This window comes from Caballeronia arvi, assembly GCF_001544695.2.
Lineage (GTDB): Bacteria > Pseudomonadota > Gammaproteobacteria > Burkholderiales > Burkholderiaceae > Caballeronia > Caballeronia arvi.
In genome coordinates this window covers 128,810-148,200 of sequence record NZ_FCOM02000017.1, presented here as the reverse complement: position 1 = coordinate 148,200, position 19,391 = coordinate 128,810, and the positions used below count along the sequence as shown (strand labels likewise).

Below are 19,391 nucleotides of genomic sequence, written 5' to 3'. Positions count from 1 at the left end.
GCGCAGATCAGCGGACGCGGCGCGACCTTGCCGTTTGCGCTCAGCCCCGAGTTATGCGGGCGTCTGAACGCGCTGGCACATCAGGAAGGCGTCACGCCTTTCATGTTGCTGCTCGCCGTGTTTCAGACCTTGCTTGCACGCCTGTCGGGACAGTCGGAAGTGGCAGTGGGATCGCCCATCGCTAATCGCACGCATGCACAGATCGAGCCGCTTATCGGCCTGTTCGTCAATACGCTGGTGCTGCGTGCCGATCTCTCCGGCTCGCCTTCCTTGCGCACGTTGCTCGCGCAGGTTCGCGACACGACGCTCGCCGCTTATGCGCATCAGGACTTGCCTTTCGAGAAGCTCGTCGAAGCACTTGCGCCGGTTCGTGACACCAGCCGCACGGCGCTGTTCCAGGTGATGTTCGTGTTGCAGAACGCACCGATGGAACCACTTGCCTTGCCCGGCCTCACGCTTGAGTTGATGCCGCCATCGGAAGCAGGCGCCAAGTTCGATATCACGCTGAACCTCACGAACACGCAAGATCGCTTCGCCGGCAGCATCAGTTACGCGACAGATCTTTTCGATGAACGCACCATCGTGCGTTTCGGTGAACGCTTCACACGCCTGCTCGATCAAGCGCTCGACAAACCCAACGCACCGCTGCATTCGCTCGAACTCGTGCTGCCCGAAGAGCATGCGTTGCTCGAACGCTGGAACGACACGGCTGCGGCTTATCCCGAGCATCTGTGTATTCATCAGCTTTTCGAACTGCAGGTTCAACGCAATCCCGATGCAATCGCCCTCGTCTTCGAAGACGACTCACTCACCTATGCGCAACTCAACGCACGCGCCAATCGACTTGCGCATCATCTGATCACGCTTGGCGTGAGCCCGGAAGATCGGATCGCGCTGTGCATGGAGCGCGGCATCGACATGATCGTCGCGTTGATGGCGATACTCAAGGCAGGCGGCGCTTATGTGCCGCTCGATCCGGCTTATCCGGGAGAACGTCTGAGCCACATCCTCACCGACGCCGCGCCTCTGCTTCTGATCGCCGATACCGCCGGTCGGGAAGCCTTGGGCGACACGGGATCGCTGAATGTGCTCGATGCCCATGCATCGCTCGATGAAACACTCCCGCAAGACAATCCGCAAACGTCCGTCGCGCCGCATAACCTCGCCTATGTGATCTACACCTCCGGTTCGACCGGCAAGCCCAAGGGCGTTGCGATCGAACACCGGAATGCCGTGAACTTCCTGACCTGGGCTCAGGATGCGTTCACGCCTGAAGAGCTTTCGCACACGCTCTTTGCAACGTCGCTCAACTTCGATCTCTCCATCTACGAGTGTTTCGCGCCTTTGACGCGAGGCGCAACGATTCATCTGGTCGACAACGTCCTCGCGCTGGTCAGAAATCCGTACGAGGTCAGCCTGATCAATACGGTGCCATCGGCGATTACGTCGCTGCTGGATGCTGACGCATCGCTCGCATCGGTCCGCACGATCAACCTTGCCGGTGAACCGCTGAAACTCGCGCTGATGAAACGGATTTTCGCCGAGACCGGTATCGAGCGGCTGTGCAATCTGTATGGCCCATCCGAGACGACGACGTACTCGACCTGGATCGAGATGCACAAAGGCGAGCGGTTGACGGAAACCATCGGCAAGCCGATCGCCAACACGCGCATTTATCTGCTCGATGCCCAATGCAAGCCGGTGCCGCTCGGCACGGTGGGCGAGCTTTACATCGGCGGCGCGGGCGTGGCGCGTGGCTATCTGAACCGGCCCGAACTCACCGTCGAACGCTTCCTCGACGATCCATTCGTGCCTGGCACCCGCATGTACCGCACCGGCGATCTCGCACGCTATCGCGCCGATGGCAACATCGAGTTTCTCGGCCGTAACGATCATCAGGTCAAGATTCGGGGCTTCCGTATCGAGCTCGGTGAGATCGAGGCTCAGCTCGTCGCGCATCCGGCGGTGCGCGAGGCTGTACTCATTGCGCGTGCCCGAAGCGAAGAGTCACAAGATCAACAACTCGTCGCCTATGTCACGTTGCTTTCCGAAGTCGATGTCAGCGTATTGCGCGAGCAGCTCGCCACGCACTTGCCCGATTACATGGTGCCTTCGGCGTTCGTCACGCTCGATGCCTTGCCGCTCACACCCAACGGCAAGCTCGATCGTCACGCACTGCCCGATCCGCAAGCCGATGCCTTCGCGCTGCGCCCCTTCGAAGCCCCGCAAGGTCAGACCGAAGCCGCACTCGCCGATCTGTGGGCCGGCTTGCTCGGCCTCGAGCGCGTCGGCCGGCAGGACAACTTCTTCTCGCTCGGCGGACACTCTTTACTTGCGGTCACGCTCGTCGAACGCATGCGCCGCATCGGCCTGCACGCCAACGTGCGCGATCTATTCGCCACCCCCGTGCTCAGCGCGCTCGCGGCTTCGCTGGAGCGCGGTACGATCACAACCGATATCGTCGTGCCGCCCAACGTCATCACGACCGACAGCACCGCGCTCACGCCCGCCATGCTGCCGCTCATCGCGTTGACGCAAAGCGATATCGATCGCATCGTGGCGCAAGTGCCAGGTGGTATCGGCAACGTGCAAGATATCTATGCACTTGCGCCGCTTCAGGAAGGCATTCTGTTCCATCACATGCTGAGCATCGAAGGCGATCCGTATCTGCAAACCGCGCGCATCGCCTTCGACAGCCGCGCGCGTTTCGATGCCTGGCTTGATGCTCTGCAACAGATCATCAAGCGACATGACATTCTGCGCACCGCCTTTATCCACGATGGCATCAGCGCGCCCGCTCAGGTCGTGCTGCGTGATGCACCCGCAACGATTCACGAGATCGACCTCGATCCGGCGCAGGGTCCGGCCGCTGAACAACTCGCCCGCCAGTTCGATGCGCGCTCGCAGCGTCTGCCACTGGATCAAGCTCCTTTGCTTCGGCTGACCGTCGCGAAGGAACCGGATTCGGAACGCTGGCTGGCGTTGCTCGTGTGGCATCACCTGATCGGCGATCACGTCACGCTGGAGGTGATTCAGAAGGAAATCAGCGCGCTGCTCGATGATCGCGAGCACCCGCTTGGCACCGCTCAACACTTCCGCGATCTGGTCGCGCAAGCGCGGCTCGGTGCAACTCAGGAAGAGCATGAAGCGTTCTTCCGCGACATGCTCGCCGATGTCAGCGAACCCACGCTGCCTTTCGGTTTCACGGACGTGCATCACGACGGCTCTGCTGTGGCCGAAGCGCGTGTGACGCTGCCCGCTACGCTCAATACGCGTCTGCGTACGCAAGCGCGTCAGCTCGGCGTGAGTCTTGCAAGCCTGTGTCATCTCGCGTGGGCGCGCGTGCTCGGTGCGGCCAGCGCAGCCGATTCTGACGGACGCATCGTGTTCGGCACCGTGCTGCTCGGGCGCATGCAGGCCGGCGTCGATCAGGCTTTGGGCTTGTTGATCAACACACTGCCGATTCGCCTCGACGTGAACGAGGTATCTGTGGTCGACAGCGTTCGTCAAACGCATGAACGTCTCGCGGCTTTGCTACAACATCAGCATGCACCGCTCGCGCTCGCTCAGCGATGCAGTGGTGTCGTCGCGCCCGCACCGCTCTTTAGCGCACTGCTCAACTATCGTCACAATCAAGCTGGAACCGATGAACAGCAGGCCTTCGATGGCATCGAACTGCTTGGCGCCGAAGAGCGCACCAACTATCCGCTGATGCTCGCAGTCGAAGACGACGGCGAGAGTCTTGGACTCACTGCACAGACGGTCGCGCCGCTCTCGCCCGAGCAGTTGTGCGGCTATATGGAGCAGGCGCTTTTGAGCCTTGCGCAGGCGCTCGAACATGCGCCTCAGACGCCGGTGAATCGACTCGACGTGTTGCCGCACGAGACACGCGATTTGCTGGTTCGGACGTGGAACGATACGGCTGCGTCCTATCCGGACAATCTGTGCATTCATCAGTTGTTCGAGCAACAGGTTCAACGTACGCCCGATGCCATCGCGCTGATCTTCGATAACGAGTCGCTCACGTATAAGCAACTCAATGCGCGCGCCAATCGGCTGGCACATCATCTGATCGCGCTGGGCGTGCGTCCCGAAGATCGCGTGGCGCTGTGCGTGGAGCGTGGCATCGGCATGGTCGTTTCATTGCTGGCGATCCTCAAAGCAGGCGGCGCTTATGTGCCGCTCGATCCGGCCTATCCGGGCGAGCGTCTGAGCCACATCCTCACCGACTCCACGCCGAAGCTTCTGCTCGCCGATGCAGCCGGCCGTGAAGCGCTCGGCGACACGGGTACATTGAGCGTGCTCGATCCAGACACATCGTTCGATGGCTCACAAGACGATCCGCATACCTCGGTCGCTCCGCATCACCTCGCCTACGTGCTCTTTACTTCCGGTTCAACCGGCAAGCCCAAGGGCGTGATGGTCGAGCATCGCGAGATGCTGAACTTCCTCTGCTCGATGCGCGATATCACGTCCATGCGCGCAGCCGACAAGCTGCTCGCCGTCACGACCATTGCCTTCGATATCGCGGGCCTCGAGTTGTATCTGCCCTTGAGCACGGGCGCCTGCATCGTGCTTGCACGCAGAAGCGATGCAGCCGATCCGGTCGCGCTTCAAATGCTCATCGCCGAACACGACATCAGCTTCATGCAGGCGACGCCCGCGACCTGGCGCATGTTGCTCGATACGCAGTGGACGGGTAACGCGCAACTCACCGCGCTCTGCGGTGGCGAAGCCTTGTCTGCCGGTCTCGCGACGCGTCTCGGTGAGAAGGTCAAAGCGCTGTGGAATCTGTATGGTCCGACCGAGACCACGGTCTGGTCATCGTGCTATCGGACGGGACTCGAAGCGGAAATGTCGTCCACGGTGTCAGTCGGTCGTCCGATCGCCAACACGCGCATGTATCTGCTCGATGCGCAATATCAGCTCGTGCCGCCGGGTGCGGTGGGTGAACTGTATATCGGTGGAGCGGGCGTGGCGCGTGGTTATCTGAATCGTCCTGATCTCACTGCTGAACGCTTTATCGATGATCCGTTCGTTGCCGATGCACGCATGTACCGAACGGGTGATATCGCGCGATATCGTCCTGACGGCAATATCGAGTTCCTTGGCCGCAACGATCATCAGGTCAAGATTCGCGGCTTCCGTATCGAGCTTGGGGAGATCGAGGCGCAGATCGCCAGTCATCCGGCTGTGCGTGAAGCGGTCGTCATCGCGCGTGCTCGACATGAGGGAACACAGGATCAGCAACTCATCGCTTATGTAACCGGCATCGAAGAGATCGACACAGACGCCCTTCGTGAGCATCTGAACTCGCGTCTGCCCGATTACATGGTGCCGTCAGCCTTCGTCGTGCTCGATGCGTTGCCTTTGACGCCCAATGGCAAGCTCGATCGCCGCGCGTTGCCTGATCCGCAGTGGCAGGATCTCGCTGCATATGTCGCACCGCGCACATCGCTCGAACACACGCTTGCGCAGTGCTTTGCCAGCGTGCTCGGCCTCGAACGCGTCAGCGTCTTCGATAACTTCTTTACGCTCGGCGGGCATTCGCTGCTTGCCGTGCAACTGATGGCGCAAATCCATGCGAAGCTCGGCCAGGACATTTCGATCCGGGTTCTCTTCAACGCGCCATCGGTCGCGGAACTGGCGAATCACCTGAACACTGCGCCGTCGAACACCGAGTTCGACACGATTCTGCCGATCCGCACGCCAGGCGATGGCGCTCCGCTCTTCTGCATTCACCCGGTCGGCGGACTGGCCTGGAGCTATGCGGGTCTTGCGCAGATCATCGATGGCGATCGCCCGATCTATGCCGTGCAGACGCCAGCGCTGCAGCAGCCCGATTACGGTCCCGCGAGCATCGCCGAGATGGCGACCGACTACATCACGCGCATCCGCACGATTCAACCTCAAGGTCCTTATCATTTGCTCGGCTGGTCCTTCGGCGGACTGCTCGCCTATGAAATGGCGACTCAGCTTCAGAACCTCGGCGAGAAGGTGAGTCAGCTCGTGCTGCTCGATTCGCGTCTTCCCGATGCACTGGACGCGCGTGAAGTCGACGAATGCGCGCTCTTCGCCGCGACATTCCCGAGCATGTCACCAGATCTGATGCTTTCGCTTCAGGCCATGCAATCGACTTCGGAACGCGTCATTGCCTTGCGCGAACATCGCCTGATACCCGCCTATATCACGGACGGGCACATCATGACGCTGATCGGTGCAACCCAGCGCAACATGCAGTTGCAGTCGACGTTCGCGCCCAAGCAGTTCTATGGCGATATCGTCTACTTCACCGCCACGCGATCCGAGTCGCCGGGACAACCTCGACCTTTCGCGCAATGGCGCGAGCGAGTGGATGGTTCGATCATGAACTACGACATCGATTGCGCGCACGCCGAGATGTGTCTGCCATCGTCGCTTGCGAGGATCGGACAGAACCTCGCTTCGTCGAATGTCATCGCAGCATCGGCAAGCAAACATCCGAATGCAGAAGTTCACGCGAAGTAGCAGCGCGCATCGCCACCGGTAGAAACGCCGGTGGCGATGCGCTTTAACTTAAGAACAGGAGAAAGAGAATGAAACGCGCCTAGCCTTCGCGACGCTGCTTGCGGTCGCTATGCTTGCGCACATTGCTGGCGAGTTCGGAGATGATCTCGGTGGCCGCACCGATGATCTGATTGAAGTTGAAACCTGCACGCGTCATCTCACGATAGAAAGATCGAGCAAGCATCTTCGAGAGTTGACCTGGGTTCTGTACCGATTGAGCGACGATGTCACCGATCGTCTGATCCGACGCTCTCCTGAGCGTCATGCGGGTGAAGGGCGAGGCGACGAGCTTCTGCAGCCTGTCGGCCTCGACGGCTTTCGTGACCAATGTACCGAGAATGCGGAGCAATTGCAGATCATGATCATCGAAACGCCGCCTGTCTTGCGGCCCCGACACCTGCACGACGCCGATCGCCGTTCCGTTCAGCGCAAGCACGGCGAACATCTTGTCGCGTGTATCCGAGTATTCGACGATGGCCGTCTTCTCTCCGACATGCACTTCGCCAAATGCCGCGGTGTGCCCGGAGCACACTTCGGCGACCCGCTCGTCGAGCGGTATCGACACGACACAACGCTTCACTCGCAGCGCCTCGGCGATCATCGCCGCGAATTCTTCCGGCGAACCGGCTGCATCCTGGGTGTACTCAAACTCTGCCAGCTGAGAATCCTGCTCTTCGAAAGCATGTTCAGAACTGTTCATATGCACTCCACCAGAAGGTTTCAGTGTGCGTAAGGCTAAGCGTGAAAAGTTAGGCGCTTGTTAGCGTGATTCGTGCCTGTCAGGTCTCGGATATAACGGTATTCGCTCGACTCGATCCCTAATTGCTTTCTAAGTCTCGTTCGCCAAGCTGGTCGCTGTTCAGTGCAAGTCCGGCCCATTCAGACAGGTGATGACGATGAAACGACCCTTATTCATGCAGCGCCGCAACATCCGGGTTCGGAGTGGCCGTTTCGACATTTCAATAGAAGATTCGGGCAGCACCGGAACACCTTGCGTGCTGCTGCACGGCCGCGGTGAGTGCAGCGGCGTGTGGCGTACTTTGACAGAAGATGCGTCGCCAGACTACCGTTTCATATCCATCGATCTTCGCGGCCACGGCGATTCGAGCTGGGACCCGGATGGCGCCTACGGCTCGCGCGCTCTGGCGGGCGACGTGCTCGAAGTCTTGCTCGCGCTGAACGTCCGAAAGCCCGTCCTTATCGGTCATTCGCTCGGCGGCAGCGTGGCATTGCAACTGACCGGCATGCTCGAACAGTTCACCTCCGGGCTGGTGCTGGTCGACTTTGGACCGGAATCCGACGTGACCGGTTCAAAAAAGGTCCGCGCCGAAATACACGATACGCCGTCGCGCTTCGAATCGATCGACGAATACGTGTCATGGCTGCACGATCGCCGTCCGCTTGCGAACGGGCGTGCGCTTCGCAATCTCGCTGCGCACGCATTGCGCCGCACGCAAACCGGCGCATTCGAGCCGAAGCTGGACCGGCATGTAGCCGATGACTCGCCGCTGAGCGAAGAACCGCGCGCCGAGCAGTTCTGGCACATGCTCAGGTCCGTGCGATGCCCGAGCCTCGTCGTGCGAGGCGTAGGCTCCGCGGTGCTCAATCCGCAGGTCGCGCTGCGCATGGCGCATCAGGCATTGCCGAAAGGACGCCTTGCGACGATATCCGGCGCAGGCCATGCAGTGATGACCGATAACCCCGAGGAATTCAACCGGGCCATCGAGACGTTCCTTGCTTCGCTGCCGCATGCCGCCAGCGGAGGTCTGTGATGTTCTCGATCATTCCATCGGAGATTCGCAGGCAATCGGCGCCGCGTCTCGTAGTCGCCGTCATCGCAGGATTCGCGGGCGCGCTTTGCAGCGCGGAAATCGCCAGATTGATCAGCAACGTCGCAGCAGGCCAGATCGAAACGCGCGGGCTCGTGATCGTCTTCTTCGCAGTGTGCGCAGCGCAGTTGCTGTTCAGGACGAGCTCGCAAATCATCGTGATGGACTTCGGTCAGCAAGTGATATGCGGCTTGCGTATCGAACTGTGCCGCAAGATCCTGCGCACGCCCTACAAGCGGCTGCAAAGCCTCGGCAAGGCGCGCCTGCTCGCCATCCTCACCACGGACATCGGCACCTTCGCGCAAGCCGCGCAAATGCTCCCGATCACGTTCGGCAACGTGATCCTGATCGCTGTATGCCTCGCCTACATGGCATGGCTTTCATGGCAGGCATTCGCGTGCTTCTTCGTCTTTCTCATCGCCGGAGGCGTCATCTATCACAGCGTGGAGCGCTGGCCATTGCGCGAGATGCAGGCCGTTCGCGATCAGCTCGATATCATCTTCCGGCACTTTCGCTCCCTGCTGGAAGGCACGCGCGAATTGCAGCTCAACAACGCGCGAGCCCGCTACTTCACCGACCATGTGGTACATCCGACCGCGCATCAGTTCCGGCGCTCGTTCACGCGGGCGATGCTCATCTATTCGCTCGTCGCCAATGCGGGCGGCATGCTGTTCTATGTAGCGATCGGCCTGATCCTGCTCGTGGTACCGCACTGGTTTCCGCAATCGCACGGCGTTCTAGTGACGCTCACGCTGTTGCTGCTCTTTCTGATTCAACCCGTCAGCGAAGTGATGACGACATTGCCGATCCTGCGTCAGGCGTCCATCGCGCTGACGCGCATTCGCATTCTCGATGCCGAGCTCATGCAGGAGCAGGACGACGACGCACACGTCGCGCAGGACGATCCCTTTGCCGCGGCGGTCGAGGGTGCGCCGCTCATCGGCTTTCGCGGCGTGTCGCACCGCTATCCGGGGCTGACCGAGGATCATCCGTTCACGCTCGGACCGATCGATCTGTCGATCCGTGAAGGGGAAGTCGTCTATCTGATCGGCGGAAACGGCAGCGGCAAAACCACGCTCGCGATGTTGCTGCTCGGCCTCTACGAACCCGAGCAGGGACATGTCGAACTGAATGGCGTGAAAGTCGGCAAGGACAATCTCGTGCAATATCGCCAGCGATTTTCAGCCGTGTTCGCGGACTTTCATCTGTTCGATGAAGTGCTGTGCCAGGACCAGACGCAGATCGCAAAGCAGGCGGCACAGTATCTTCACAAGCTCGAGCTCGATCACAAGGTCAGCATGGAAGGCAACCGGTTCAGCACGACCAGCCTTTCGTCGGGTCAGCGCAAGCGCATGGCGCTCATTTCGTCGTATCTGGAAGATCGTCCGATCTATCTGTTCGATGAATGGGCCGCCGATCAGGACCCCGTGTTCAGGCGCGTGTTTTATACGCAGTTGATTCCCGAGCTCAAGCGCAAGGGCAAGACGGTCATCGTCATTTCGCACGACGATGCCTACTTCGAATGTGCCGACCGTCTCGTTCAGGTTGCGAACGGCCGTCTCGTCGATGTATCCGCGCAAGCCCTGAAAGAAGGCCTGTATGCGGGACGCGGCGGCTCGGCCGTTGCCGAGTGACAGCGCAATCGTTCGAACGCCGCGGCTCGCACCGCGGCGTTCGTCTTCAGGTTACTGCGGTTCGTACCACGAATAGGTCGGCAGCGTCGTCAGCGACGAGCCAATCTGGAACGTGATATCGCGCAGCGACGTCAGCGGGATGGCGCGCGGGTCGCCGGTATAGCGGCGCACATCGCCGTTGTCGTTGATATAGACCACGACGTTGCCCGTGATGCCCGCCACATTCGTGCTGGACAACGGCACGCCCCAGATATCGAAGACCTGGCCGAGCGTGAACGGCTTGACGTTAGGCGTTTCGATATGAATGATGCCGGTGTTGTCGTGCGTATGCAGCTCGTAGTTGCACCCGGACGTAATGCCGACGTTCTTCGGGAACGCGAGCCATTGGCCGTCCTTGAAGATCGCGACATGCGAGTGAACGTGGAAGGTCTCGGCCATGCCTGGCGCGCAGACTACGCCATCCACAGTCGCACCGGTGCTGCCGATCCCCGTGCTGCCGTCCGGAAAGTACAGGGTGCCGAGCAAGCCGCCGAAGCTGAGCGTGCTGACCGTCGACGTGAAGGGCGGCGGATCGGTCCACGCGTAGGTCGCGATCTGGGCGGGCGGCGTGCCGATGACGAGCGTCACTTCACCGTGCTGCGTCAGCGAGAGGCTCGCGAGATCGCCGCTGTATTGCTGAAGCGCGCCGCCCGTGTTCACCCACGCGGTGACGTTGCCGGTGAGGCCTGCCACGTTGGTCGTGCTGAGCGGTTGCCCCCAGACGGCGAAGAACTGACCGAGCGTGTATGACCCGTTGGACGTCACGTCCATGCGGATCTTGCCCGATGCATCGACCGTATGGACCGGATAGACGCAGCCCGTCTGCCGCGCCATCGTCGGCACCACTGTGCCGATATTCGCAGGCAAGGCAAGCTGCTTGCCGTTCTGATAGATCGACAGGTGCGCATAGCTGTACTTGGCGCCCGCCACCGCGCAGTTGAGGCCGTTCACCGCCTGGCCGGTGCCACCGCTCGATGTCGAGCCATCGCTCCATTGCGCGGTGCCAATCGTCGTGCCGTCGACGACCGCGGTCGCCGCGGCGAGCGTCGGTGAAGTGTTCGTCGGCGACGTCTCCGACGCGGGCGTCGGAGATGACGCGGGCGTTGCGCCTGACGCGGGCGTACTGCTCGAAGTGGTGTTCGAACCGTTGTCGGATCCGCCACCGCCACCGCAAGCGGCAAGCAAGGCAAGCGCGGCCGCCGAGGCTGCGGCGCTGATCCATCGAATGTGTGTGTGCTTCTCTTTGAGCATGGGTCGACTCCGCCTCTTCGTTTGAAAACCTGAACGTGATGCGGGCAGCACTGCGGACGCAGGCACGCGTGCTTGCATCGAATGCGCCCTGCATCGGAAGTATCGCGATGCGCCCCGGAGCAAAAAAACGTTTGCCCCGCGAGACGAACTCGATACGATTGACGCAAGTATTGACGCCTGTCGCTGCGACGTACGGTTGAAATGACCGAATCGCTTTCGGTCAGACGTACGCCGATGGAGTCCAGCGACTCATCGAAAAGAGAGAAACCAGTCCGGCGATTTGATTACCGGCGAAAGGGAATGTAACGTCGATGCTTGATCGTCGCAAGTAGAAGTAATGCGCGGGTTTCGTTCCACTAACTTCGTAGTCGCGTGTGTGCGGTCGCGCACATACGTGTGATGGATTGTTCGGATGAGATCTAAATTTTATGTTTGAAGTGTGCACAAGCGAACTAAACTCTCGAACCGCCCCCGCTCGTGAACGTCTAACGAATACATCTGAAGCAAGATGAGTGATCCACTCCAGCCGAGAATTGGAGGCAAGCGAATGACTTTCTCAAAGGCGCTGTTCCACAGCGTAAGGGATTGGTTGCCCGACAACCTGTTGCTGAGCATTTACCATCGGCGCAGAATCGGGCGCTTTCCAAACCTGCGCAATCCCACGACGTTCAATGAAAAAATACTGGAACGCTGTCTTTATCCCGATCCCCGCTACGTCGATCTGAGTGACAAGCTGAAAGTGCGCGAATACGTCGCCAGAAAGATCGGCAGCGAATATCTCGTGCCGCTCGTCGCCGAGCCGTCGGATTTCACGGAAGATGTTTTCAATGCGCTTCCATCTTCCTTCGTGATGAAGGCCACTCACGGCAGCGGCTTCGTTAAGCTCGTAAGAAACAAGGCGGAGACTTCGTTCGAAGAACTTCATGCGCTCGGGCAACGCTGGTTATCCACCGACTTTTACTCGGTGTATCGGGAACGTCATTACCGCCCGATCGAGCGGCGCATTTTCTTCGAAGCGCTTCTTCTGAACGAGGATGGCATCGTCCCGGCCGACATGAAGTTCCATGTCTTCAACAAGGAGTCGGGCAATCCCAAGATCTTCATCCTCGTGATCTCCGACCGATTCGGCGAACGTCCGCGCGGCGACATCTACGATGCCGACTGGAACCTTCTCGACATCTCGATGGGCAAATACGCGCGCAGCACGACGCCAGACCCGCGCCCGAAGAATCTCGATACGCTGCTGTGGGCCGCGCGCGAACTGGCAAGCGACTTCGAGTTCGTGCGCGTCGATCTCTACGATTCGAATGACGTCATCTACTTCGGTGAGCTGACTTTCACACCCGGCGCGGGCATGTTCGCCCTGACGCCGGACCGGGTCGACTACGAGTGGGGCAGCCTGATGTAAGCGCAGAAGACGCATACGGCACGCGCCGTATGCGTCTTCGGACACGCGCTTGCGCGAAGCGCGCGTTTGAAACGTAAATCGAGCCAATATCCGCCAGACGCCTGTTCCCCTCCGTCATCGATACGCACGACAACGCGCGCCCTTCGCGGTATCGGCGCGCGATTGTGCGATAACCCTCACGTCAGGCGCTTTAGGTACAACGAATCGTTGCCGCGTTGCCTAGGATACGCATACACGAAACCTGCTCGACCGGCTCCGATACACCACTCGTCGGCTTCGCAACGCGACGGTAATTCAAAGCGGGAACCATCCTTCAGGCATTGATCAATTCGAGCGACGCACGCGCGCCGTCAGACGCGCGTCCCCGTGCGTCCGCTCGAATGCGAATGCGAGGTTCACATGCGAAGCACGCCGACATCCACGAACGAGCGCATTGCGCACCAGGATGACACCGCATCCGCTCATGCGGTGATGCGGCTCATGCTTCGCTGAGAAGACGACACCGTTCGCAGGTGCAGCCGCGATGCGCATGGTTCTGCATCACGACGATCCGCGTGCGCTCGATGCAGCGCTGCGCGAGCGCGGCGTCCCCGATGAAGTCGAGACGGGCGCGGCGGGCGATGGCCCGTTCGTGGTCGTGGTGATCGCGCAAGGCAACCGCGTCGCCGATGCGGCCGCGCGCTGGCTGCGGCGTCATCCGTTGCCGGAAGGCTTCATCGTCGGATGCACACGGCGCACGCGCGCCGATTGTCAGCCCGAAGCCTGGTGGCCCGCATCGCTGTGCGACATCTTGCTCGCCGACGATGAAGACATGCTGCTCGATGAAATCGCACGGCGCGTCGCACGTCTCGCGGAACTGGAGTCGATCCTCGATGCGGAATGGCTGCGCGAGCGTGCCGTGGGCGCATCGGCGATCTGGCGTAACACGCTGCGCACGGTCGCGGAAATCGGCCGCTTCGGCGACGGCGCATGTCTCCTGCTCGGTGAAAGCGGATGCGGCAAGGAACTGCTCGCGCGCCTCGTGCACGATCTCGATCCGGTGCGCCGATGCGGCCCGTTCGTCGTCGTCGATTGCACGACGCTCAGTCCGGAGCTGTCGGGCAGCGAACTCTTCGGGCACGCGAAAGGCGCCTTCACACATGCGGTTTGCGCACGCGACGGCGCGGTCGCGATGGCCGATGGCGGCACGCTCTTTCTCGATGAAATCGGCGAACTCGAGCCGCGCCTGCAAGCGCGCTTGCTACGGGTGATCCAGGAGCGCACCTATAAGCGCATCGGCGAGGACGTGTGGCGCAAGTCGGACTTCCGCCTCACCTGCGCGACCAATCGCGATCTCGAAGGCGAAGTGCTCGCGGGGCGCTTTCGCAACGACCTGTATTTCCGCATCGCGCGATCGACGGTGCGCGCGCCGAGTCTCGCCGAGCGGCGCGACGATATCCCGCTGCTCGTCACGCACTTTCTCGCCGAACATGGCGATGCCGCGCCGCAGGTCATGCCCGAAGTGATGCAGCGTCTCGTCGCGGCGGATTATCAAGGCAACGTGCGCGAGTTGCGCAACGTCGTGATGCGTCTCGCGGATCGTCAGCGTGGCTTTCGCGTGCTGAGCACCGGCTGCCTGCGCGATGCCTTCGTGCCCGGCGCAGCGTCCGTCAGCGTCAACGGATGGGAGCAGGCGTTCGCGCTCGCGGTGGAAGGCGCACTCGATGCCGGGCTCGGGCTCAAGAACATCGGGCAGATCGCGGAATCGCTCGCCGTCGAGCTGGCCGAGCGCCGCGCCGGATCGACGAGCCGCGCGGCGGAACTGCTGCAAGTCACGCCGCGCGCGCTGCAACTACGCCGTCAGGTGCGGCCGTCCGATGCCGCTTAGTGAGCGGACGCGTGCGGCGATGCCATCGTCCGAGCGCGCGCAAGCAGGCGCAATGCGTTGCCGCCCGCGATGGCGTCGAACGCTTCGCGCGACGGCTTCAACGCGCGAATCTTCGCAAGCTCGAGCCCCGGATGCAGCCACGGTCCATCGGTGCCGAACAGCAGCTTGCGCGGCCCCGCGCGATGAAACGCTTCTTCGAGCAGATCGAAGCGTCGCACGCCAGAGGTATCGGCAAATAAATTCGGATACCGAACGATCAAATCGATGACGCGGCGCTGCGCGGACCAGTCATCGGCGAAACTGCCCAGATGCGCGAACACGAACGCGACGTTCGGATGCGTCTGCGCAAGCAGCTCCAGCCCGCCCGTCTCGCCGCCGGGATCGTAGAGCACGGGCAGATTCCAGCGCTGCGCGGCATCGCAGACTTGCCGATGAATCCGCGCATCGTGCCGATGCACCTTGATGCCGCGCAGGCCCAGCATCAGCACCGCTTCCTCGATCATGCGATGAATGCGCTCGCGGTCGCGCTCGGCATGCACCATCGCGAAGCCGATCCAGCGTTGCGGGTCGGCGCGCACGATCGCGGCGACATCGCGGTTGCCGCGTGCATAGTCGGACTGAAATACCGGCAGCAGCACCGAACGCGCGATGCCCGCCTGCGTCGCGCGGCGCGCGTAGGCAGCGAGCGGCGCGGTGGTGTCCCACGGCCCGGTCATGCCGTCGCCCTGACCGGCGTGCACATGGAAGTCGATGATCATGGCGCCAGCTCGAAAGTTCTGCCCGCGGCGAGATCGACGAGCTTGCCCGGCGCTTTCGGCGACGCGATGCCCGGCGGCAGCACGTTGTCGATCCTGAGCCCGTTCTTGCCGACGATCAGCGCGACCTTGAGCTTCCTGTTCGTCACGCGCGTGCGCAGCGCGCGCACCAGCACATGCTCGACGGCCGCGGCGTCCGACGCGAGCGGCGTATTGGCGATCCACACGTTGAGACCGGAGTCGTGCTGACGCGCATACAGCCGATGCTTCCCGAGCCGCTCGCCAAGGTCCATCGACTTGCCGACATAGATCGGCCGGCTGCCGCGCATCAGGATATAGACGCCGATGCCGCTAGTGTTGGCCGCGGCGCCGGCCAGCGTCTTGTAATGCTTCCATGTCAGCGCGACATTCGCGGACCGCTCGACTTCGAGTTCCATCTCGAGCTCATCGAGTTCGTCTTCGTAGAGATGCGCCCCCGGCGCGACCGAAAGCGCGACGACCTCCATCGCATCGCGCTTTTTCCGCGCGAGAAAGCACGCACGGCAGCACGCGCCCGAGCTTTCGAAGCGCGCGATCTTGCGCTGCGGGTCCGCCGCCACGCGCCGCGCGCGCCGCAGAAGAATCTGCATGTCCTGCGTGATCGTGCGCGATGTCATGCCCGGCGGCGTGCGTCGCGCCTCTGCGACGAGCCGCATGAACCGCCGCATGCGCCACGGCGCGAGCTCCAGGGTGTGTCCGTCCGCGGTCTTAAACATGCTCGGTCTCCTTGAATACGGTGATGCGCGGCGCAGCACGCCCCGCATCGGGCAGACGCGGCGCGAGCGACGCGATCGCATCGATGAGCGCGTCGATATCGGTCACGCGATGATCGGCCCGCGCGATGACGATCAGCGCATAGCCACCGCCGCGCTGACGCAACAGCGCCGTGCGCAGGCCGCATGCGCTCAGGCCGGCATGCAGCGCGAGCGCGCGTTGGTCGGTGGCGAGCGTCAGCCGTTGCAGCGGATGCCATCGGCCGGACAGATGCAGGTCCGGCACGGCCGAACGCGCCAGCGCACGCAGCCCGTCATGCAATCGATACAGCCGGTGCAGCAGCCGCAAGCGCAAACGCGCGCCCGCGCGCCGGTTGATCGCGAGCGCATCGAGGGCGGCCAGCAGTGACACCGCGCTCGCCGGGCTGCAATGCGATTGCGCGGGGCCGTCGCGGGCGATGTCGTTGATCAGCGCGGCCGGGCCGCACAGCGTCGCGAGCGGCGCGCCGAACGCCTTCGCCCATGAAGCGAGCAGCAGCACCGGCTGCATCGCGGGCGAAGGCAATGCCGCGTGTCTCAGCGCGCCGCCGCCGCCCTGCCCCCACGGACTGCGCGGCGATGCGCGCTCGCCGGTCAGCCCGAGCACCTGACTGTGATCGACGAGCACGAGACCGCCTTCGCGCCACACCGCGTCCACATAACGTTCGATGGGCGCGGGCACGCCCTCGCCGACGGTCGCATCGGTGATGACCGCCGGCGGGCGCGCCGCAACACGCCGCGCGAGCCGGCGCGCGAGATCGCCGGCATCGCCGTGCCGGAACCACGTCACCGGCACGCCGCGGCCCATCATGCGTTCGAGCGCCCAGCGCATGACGGGATACAGCGCGTCGTCGGCGTAGAGCGCGTGCGTGCGGCCGAGCCGGTCGAACGCATCGATCGCCAGATGCAGCGTCGATGCCCCGACCATGCCCGCTTCCGTGCCCTGCAGCGACGCGGCATCGGCGGCGACGCGGCGGGCGAGCGGCGCGGCCGCCAGCGCGGCGGGCAAGCCGGTCGTGAGCGCATCCCACGCGCCGAGCGCGCGCGCCGGATGCCGCATGCCAAGATACAGCGCGGAAGCGAAGTCGATCATCGCGCGCTCCTTGTGCGCTTCACGCCGCGAGGTTGCCGCGCCGCTCACGCAGACGCCTGAGCAGATGGATGCCGGGCACCTGCACGTCGACGGGTTCCGCGCTCACATCGACGCCCGTCACCGCGCGATACGAGTGGATGTACGCCTGGATCTCGGGCCGGAAGAACGTGGCCCAGTTCGCGGCGTTGGCCGGATCGTTGATCGAGTTCCAGTCGCCCCAGCGGATCGACGAAACGATCTGCTCGCCCATCGTCGCGAGCTGCCAGAACTGGAACGTGTTGGTGTCGCCCCAGCCTTGTAGCTTGCGCATGCTTTCGACAGAGTGCATCCACGGCTCCGGATACGCGACCATCGCCCGGCGCGGCAGATACTCGCGGAACTCCGGCCGCGCGAGCAGCCACTGCTGCATCATCATTTCGATGCGCGACGTCGTCGGCAGATCGAGGAACTGGTTGTGCGCGCCTTCCGACAGAATCAGATGCACCTCGCGCAGCGCGTTCAGCAGCGGGAAACCGTCGGGCACGACCGTGGTGTCGTCGGACTGACGGAAGAACGGCACGCACAGGTTCAGGAGCGTATGGAACGCTTCGAGGAACTTGCTGCGGTTGTCGGCGGTGCGCACCTTCGGCACGGCGCGGCCGAACAGTTGCAGGCCGTATTGATGCGCGTATTCCGCCGCGCGCCGCTCGATCGGCAGACGATGCTGCTCGTCCTGCACCCAGCCCCAGATGAGATTGTTCAGCGGCCGCAGCGAGTCGAGCTCCAGTTGCGCGAGCGGATCGCGCGGGCCGCCCGATATGTTCTGAAAGCGCCGCGAGACCGCGTTCATCGTCTGCACGAGCTGAAGCTCTTCCATCCAGTAGCTCCAGATCAGCTCGATGAGCGGCGGATGCATCAGCTTCGCGGAAAAGTTGTTGTTCCACTGCGTGAGCCACAGGCATTTTTCGTGGCACGGGCCGAAATCCTGTTGTTCCTGCTGCTGGTGGGCGAGCGCGTCCGCCGCCGCCTGCGCGACATCGCCCGCGCCCGTGCCCTGCAACTGATTGACGATGCGTTCCAGATAAGGCACGGACGGCGATTCGTTCAGGTTGCGCTTCTCGGTGAGATACATCTTCGCGAGGTTGTCGACGTCCAGCGCGGTGAGCTTCAGGCCGAGGCGCTCGTTGGCGAGCAGGCGCGCGGTATCGTCGCCCTGGAGCAGCGCCATGACCTTGGCCGTCTCGGTGCCGTCCTGCACGACCGCGCCCCACGTCACGACGAACGCCTCGGTCGCGACCTTGAGCGCGCGATAGGCGTCGGTATCCGTGAACGGCAGGAAGCGGCGGCGGCTGAGGCGCGCGGCGCCGGGATACAGCGGCATGTCATCGACGCTCTTGCCGGTGAAGAACAAGAGATCGAGATTGCGCGTGTAGTTGTCCCACGACAGCATCTCGGCGTTGCGCTTGATGAGAATCCACAGCGCGACATCGGCGGTGAGCGGCATCGTCGAGCGGCGCATCGTGACGGGCGTCACCGCGCCGAACATCGAATCGTCCTCGACCACGCCCGAGCGCTCGGCGATCTCGTCGCCGGTGTCGTCGTCTCTCGGCAGCGTGATGCTCGAAGAAAACTCGGGCTTCTTGACCATCGCTTTATCGGACGTGACCGCGAGACTGGTCGATTCGGCCGGCGCCGGATTCGCCAGTTCGCGCATGGCCACCTTGACTGTCTGCGTGCGTTGCGCGCCCGCAGCCGAGCGGGCCGGTGCGCCGCCGGACATGGCAGCAGCATCGGCAGGCGGCGTGTACGTGCCGGTCAGCTTCACGCTGTCGCCGGCGAGCAGATGCCCCGCCATGCGCATGATGTCGTTCTGCGAAGTCGATGACGTCACGATGCCCTTCAGCGCATCGGCCAGTTGCAGGAGCAGGTCGCCCGCGCCGGTGCCGTTCGCCGTGTCCGGATTCTTCGACAGCGTGATCGTGCGCACGACCGCCGGGCCGCCCGCGACCGCGCTCGCCGGACCAGTTGCGTTCTGGCTCGCGCGGCGCAGCGGCCCCTTCGCGCTGCGCTCCGTCGCGGCCAGCGTGTCGACCGGTATCTGCACGGTGAATTTGTCGAGATTACCGGGATCGTCCTGATCGACCTTCAGTTGCAGCACGCCCGGGAATGGGATGGTACTCATCGTTGTTCTCCTTCAGA

Annotated in this window: 11 protein-coding genes; 5 read left to right on the top strand and 6 right to left on the bottom strand. The window is 62.6% G+C overall.

Annotated elements, in window-relative coordinates:
• Positions 1–27 precede the first annotated feature (27 nt).
• Positions 28–6,507: an amino acid adenylation domain-containing protein gene (locus tag AWB74_RS20510; protein ID WP_235024636.1), complete on the top strand. Its 6,480-nt coding sequence runs from the start codon at positions 28–30 to the stop codon at positions 6,505–6,507.
• Positions 6,508–6,586: 79 nt separating this feature from the next.
• Here AWB74_RS20510 and AWB74_RS20505 read toward each other — a convergent pair whose 3' ends face one another.
• Positions 6,587–7,246, bottom strand: coding sequence for an RNA-binding protein (locus AWB74_RS20505; RefSeq protein WP_061148553.1), 660 nt, complete (start codon positions 7,244–7,246; stop codon positions 6,587–6,589).
• 196 nt (positions 7,247–7,442) lie between these two features.
• Between AWB74_RS20505 and AWB74_RS20500 the strand changes: the two genes are divergently transcribed.
• Together AWB74_RS20500 and AWB74_RS20495 are read left to right on the top strand one after the other, a co-directional pair.
• Entirely contained in the window at positions 7,443–8,318 is an 876-nt protein-coding gene (locus AWB74_RS20500) for an alpha/beta fold hydrolase (RefSeq protein ID WP_235024635.1), read from the top strand.
• Positions 8,318–10,009 carry a cyclic peptide export ABC transporter gene (locus AWB74_RS20495; RefSeq protein WP_061148551.1) on the top strand — a complete coding sequence of 564 codons (1,692 nt, stop codon included), beginning with the start codon at positions 8,318–8,320 and terminating at the stop codon, positions 10,007–10,009. Before AWB74_RS20500 ends, AWB74_RS20495 begins: the two co-directional genes overlap by 1 nt.
• A gap of 51 nt (positions 10,010–10,060) precedes the next feature.
• Here AWB74_RS20495 and AWB74_RS20490 read toward each other — a convergent pair whose 3' ends face one another.
• Complete coding sequence (locus AWB74_RS20490) at positions 10,061–11,299, bottom strand: hypothetical protein (protein WP_235024634.1); 1,239 nt, start codon at positions 11,297–11,299, stop codon at positions 10,061–10,063.
• 547 nt (positions 11,300–11,846) lie between these two features.
• Between AWB74_RS20490 and AWB74_RS20485 the strand changes: the two genes are divergently transcribed.
• Together AWB74_RS20485 and AWB74_RS20480 are read left to right on the top strand one after the other, a co-directional pair.
• Positions 11,847–12,707 carry an ATP-grasp fold amidoligase family protein gene (locus tag AWB74_RS20485; protein WP_061148550.1) on the top strand — a complete coding sequence of 287 codons (861 nt, stop codon included), beginning with the start codon at positions 11,847–11,849 and terminating at the stop codon, positions 12,705–12,707.
• A gap of 529 nt (positions 12,708–13,236) precedes the next feature.
• Complete coding sequence (locus AWB74_RS20480) at positions 13,237–14,574, top strand: sigma 54-interacting transcriptional regulator (RefSeq protein ID WP_235024633.1); 1,338 nt, start codon at positions 13,237–13,239, stop codon at positions 14,572–14,574.
• On the opposite strand, the gene AWB74_RS20475 is transcribed toward AWB74_RS20480, so the two are convergent.
• The 4 genes from AWB74_RS20475 to AWB74_RS20460 are packed head-to-tail and all read right to left on the bottom strand — an operon-like array spanning position 14,571 to position 19,374.
• Positions 14,571–15,332: an amidohydrolase family protein gene (locus tag AWB74_RS20475; RefSeq protein ID WP_061148548.1), complete on the bottom strand. Its 762-nt coding sequence runs from the start codon at positions 15,330–15,332 to the stop codon at positions 14,571–14,573. The genes AWB74_RS20480 and AWB74_RS20475 overlap by 4 nt on opposite strands.
• Positions 15,329–16,084 (bottom strand): GIY-YIG nuclease family protein, encoded by a 756-nt coding sequence (locus AWB74_RS20470; RefSeq protein ID WP_061148547.1) that lies wholly within the window; start codon positions 16,082–16,084, stop codon positions 15,329–15,331. The genes AWB74_RS20475 and AWB74_RS20470 overlap by 4 nt, the downstream gene beginning before the upstream one ends.
• A complete protein-coding gene (locus AWB74_RS20465; protein ID WP_061148577.1) occupies positions 16,077–17,213 on the bottom strand; it encodes a hypothetical protein in 1,137 nt (378 codons plus the stop codon). The genes AWB74_RS20470 and AWB74_RS20465 overlap by 8 nt, the downstream gene beginning before the upstream one ends.
• A 19-nt stretch (positions 17,214–17,232) precedes the next feature.
• On the bottom strand, positions 17,233–19,374 hold the full coding sequence (locus AWB74_RS20460) for an 8-amino-7-oxononanoate synthase (protein WP_235024632.1): 2,142 nt from the start codon (positions 19,372–19,374) through the stop codon (positions 17,233–17,235).
• Positions 19,375–19,391 lie beyond the last annotated feature (17 nt).

Bases quoted from the DNA above. Each gene is read 5' to 3' on its own strand.
- AWB74_RS20505 (WP_061148553.1), bottom strand. From the start codon at position 7,246: ATGAACAGTTCTGAACATGCTTTCGAAGAGCAGGATTCTCAGCTGGCA.
- AWB74_RS20500 (WP_235024635.1), top strand. From the start codon at position 7,443: ATGAAACGACCCTTATTCATGCAGCGCCGCAACATCCGGGTTCGGAGT.
- AWB74_RS20495 (WP_061148551.1), top strand. From the start codon at position 8,318: ATGTTCTCGATCATTCCATCGGAGATTCGCAGGCAATCGGCGCCGCGT.
- AWB74_RS20490 (WP_235024634.1), bottom strand. From the start codon at position 11,299: ATGCTCAAAGAGAAGCACACACACATTCGATGGATCAGCGCCGCAGCC.
- AWB74_RS20485 (WP_061148550.1), top strand. From the start codon at position 11,847: ATGACTTTCTCAAAGGCGCTGTTCCACAGCGTAAGGGATTGGTTGCCC.
- AWB74_RS20480 (WP_235024633.1), top strand. From the start codon at position 13,237: ATGGTTCTGCATCACGACGATCCGCGTGCGCTCGATGCAGCGCTGCGC.
- AWB74_RS20475 (WP_061148548.1), bottom strand. From the start codon at position 15,332: ATGATCATCGACTTCCATGTGCACGCCGGTCAGGGCGACGGCATGACC.
- AWB74_RS20470 (WP_061148547.1), bottom strand. From the start codon at position 16,084: ATGTTTAAGACCGCGGACGGACACACCCTGGAGCTCGCGCCGTGGCGC.
- AWB74_RS20465 (WP_061148577.1), bottom strand. From the start codon at position 17,213: ATGATCGACTTCGCTTCCGCGCTGTATCTTGGCATGCGGCATCCGGCG.
- AWB74_RS20460 (WP_235024632.1), bottom strand. From the start codon at position 19,374: ATGAGTACCATCCCATTCCCGGGCGTGCTGCAACTGAAGGTCGATCAG.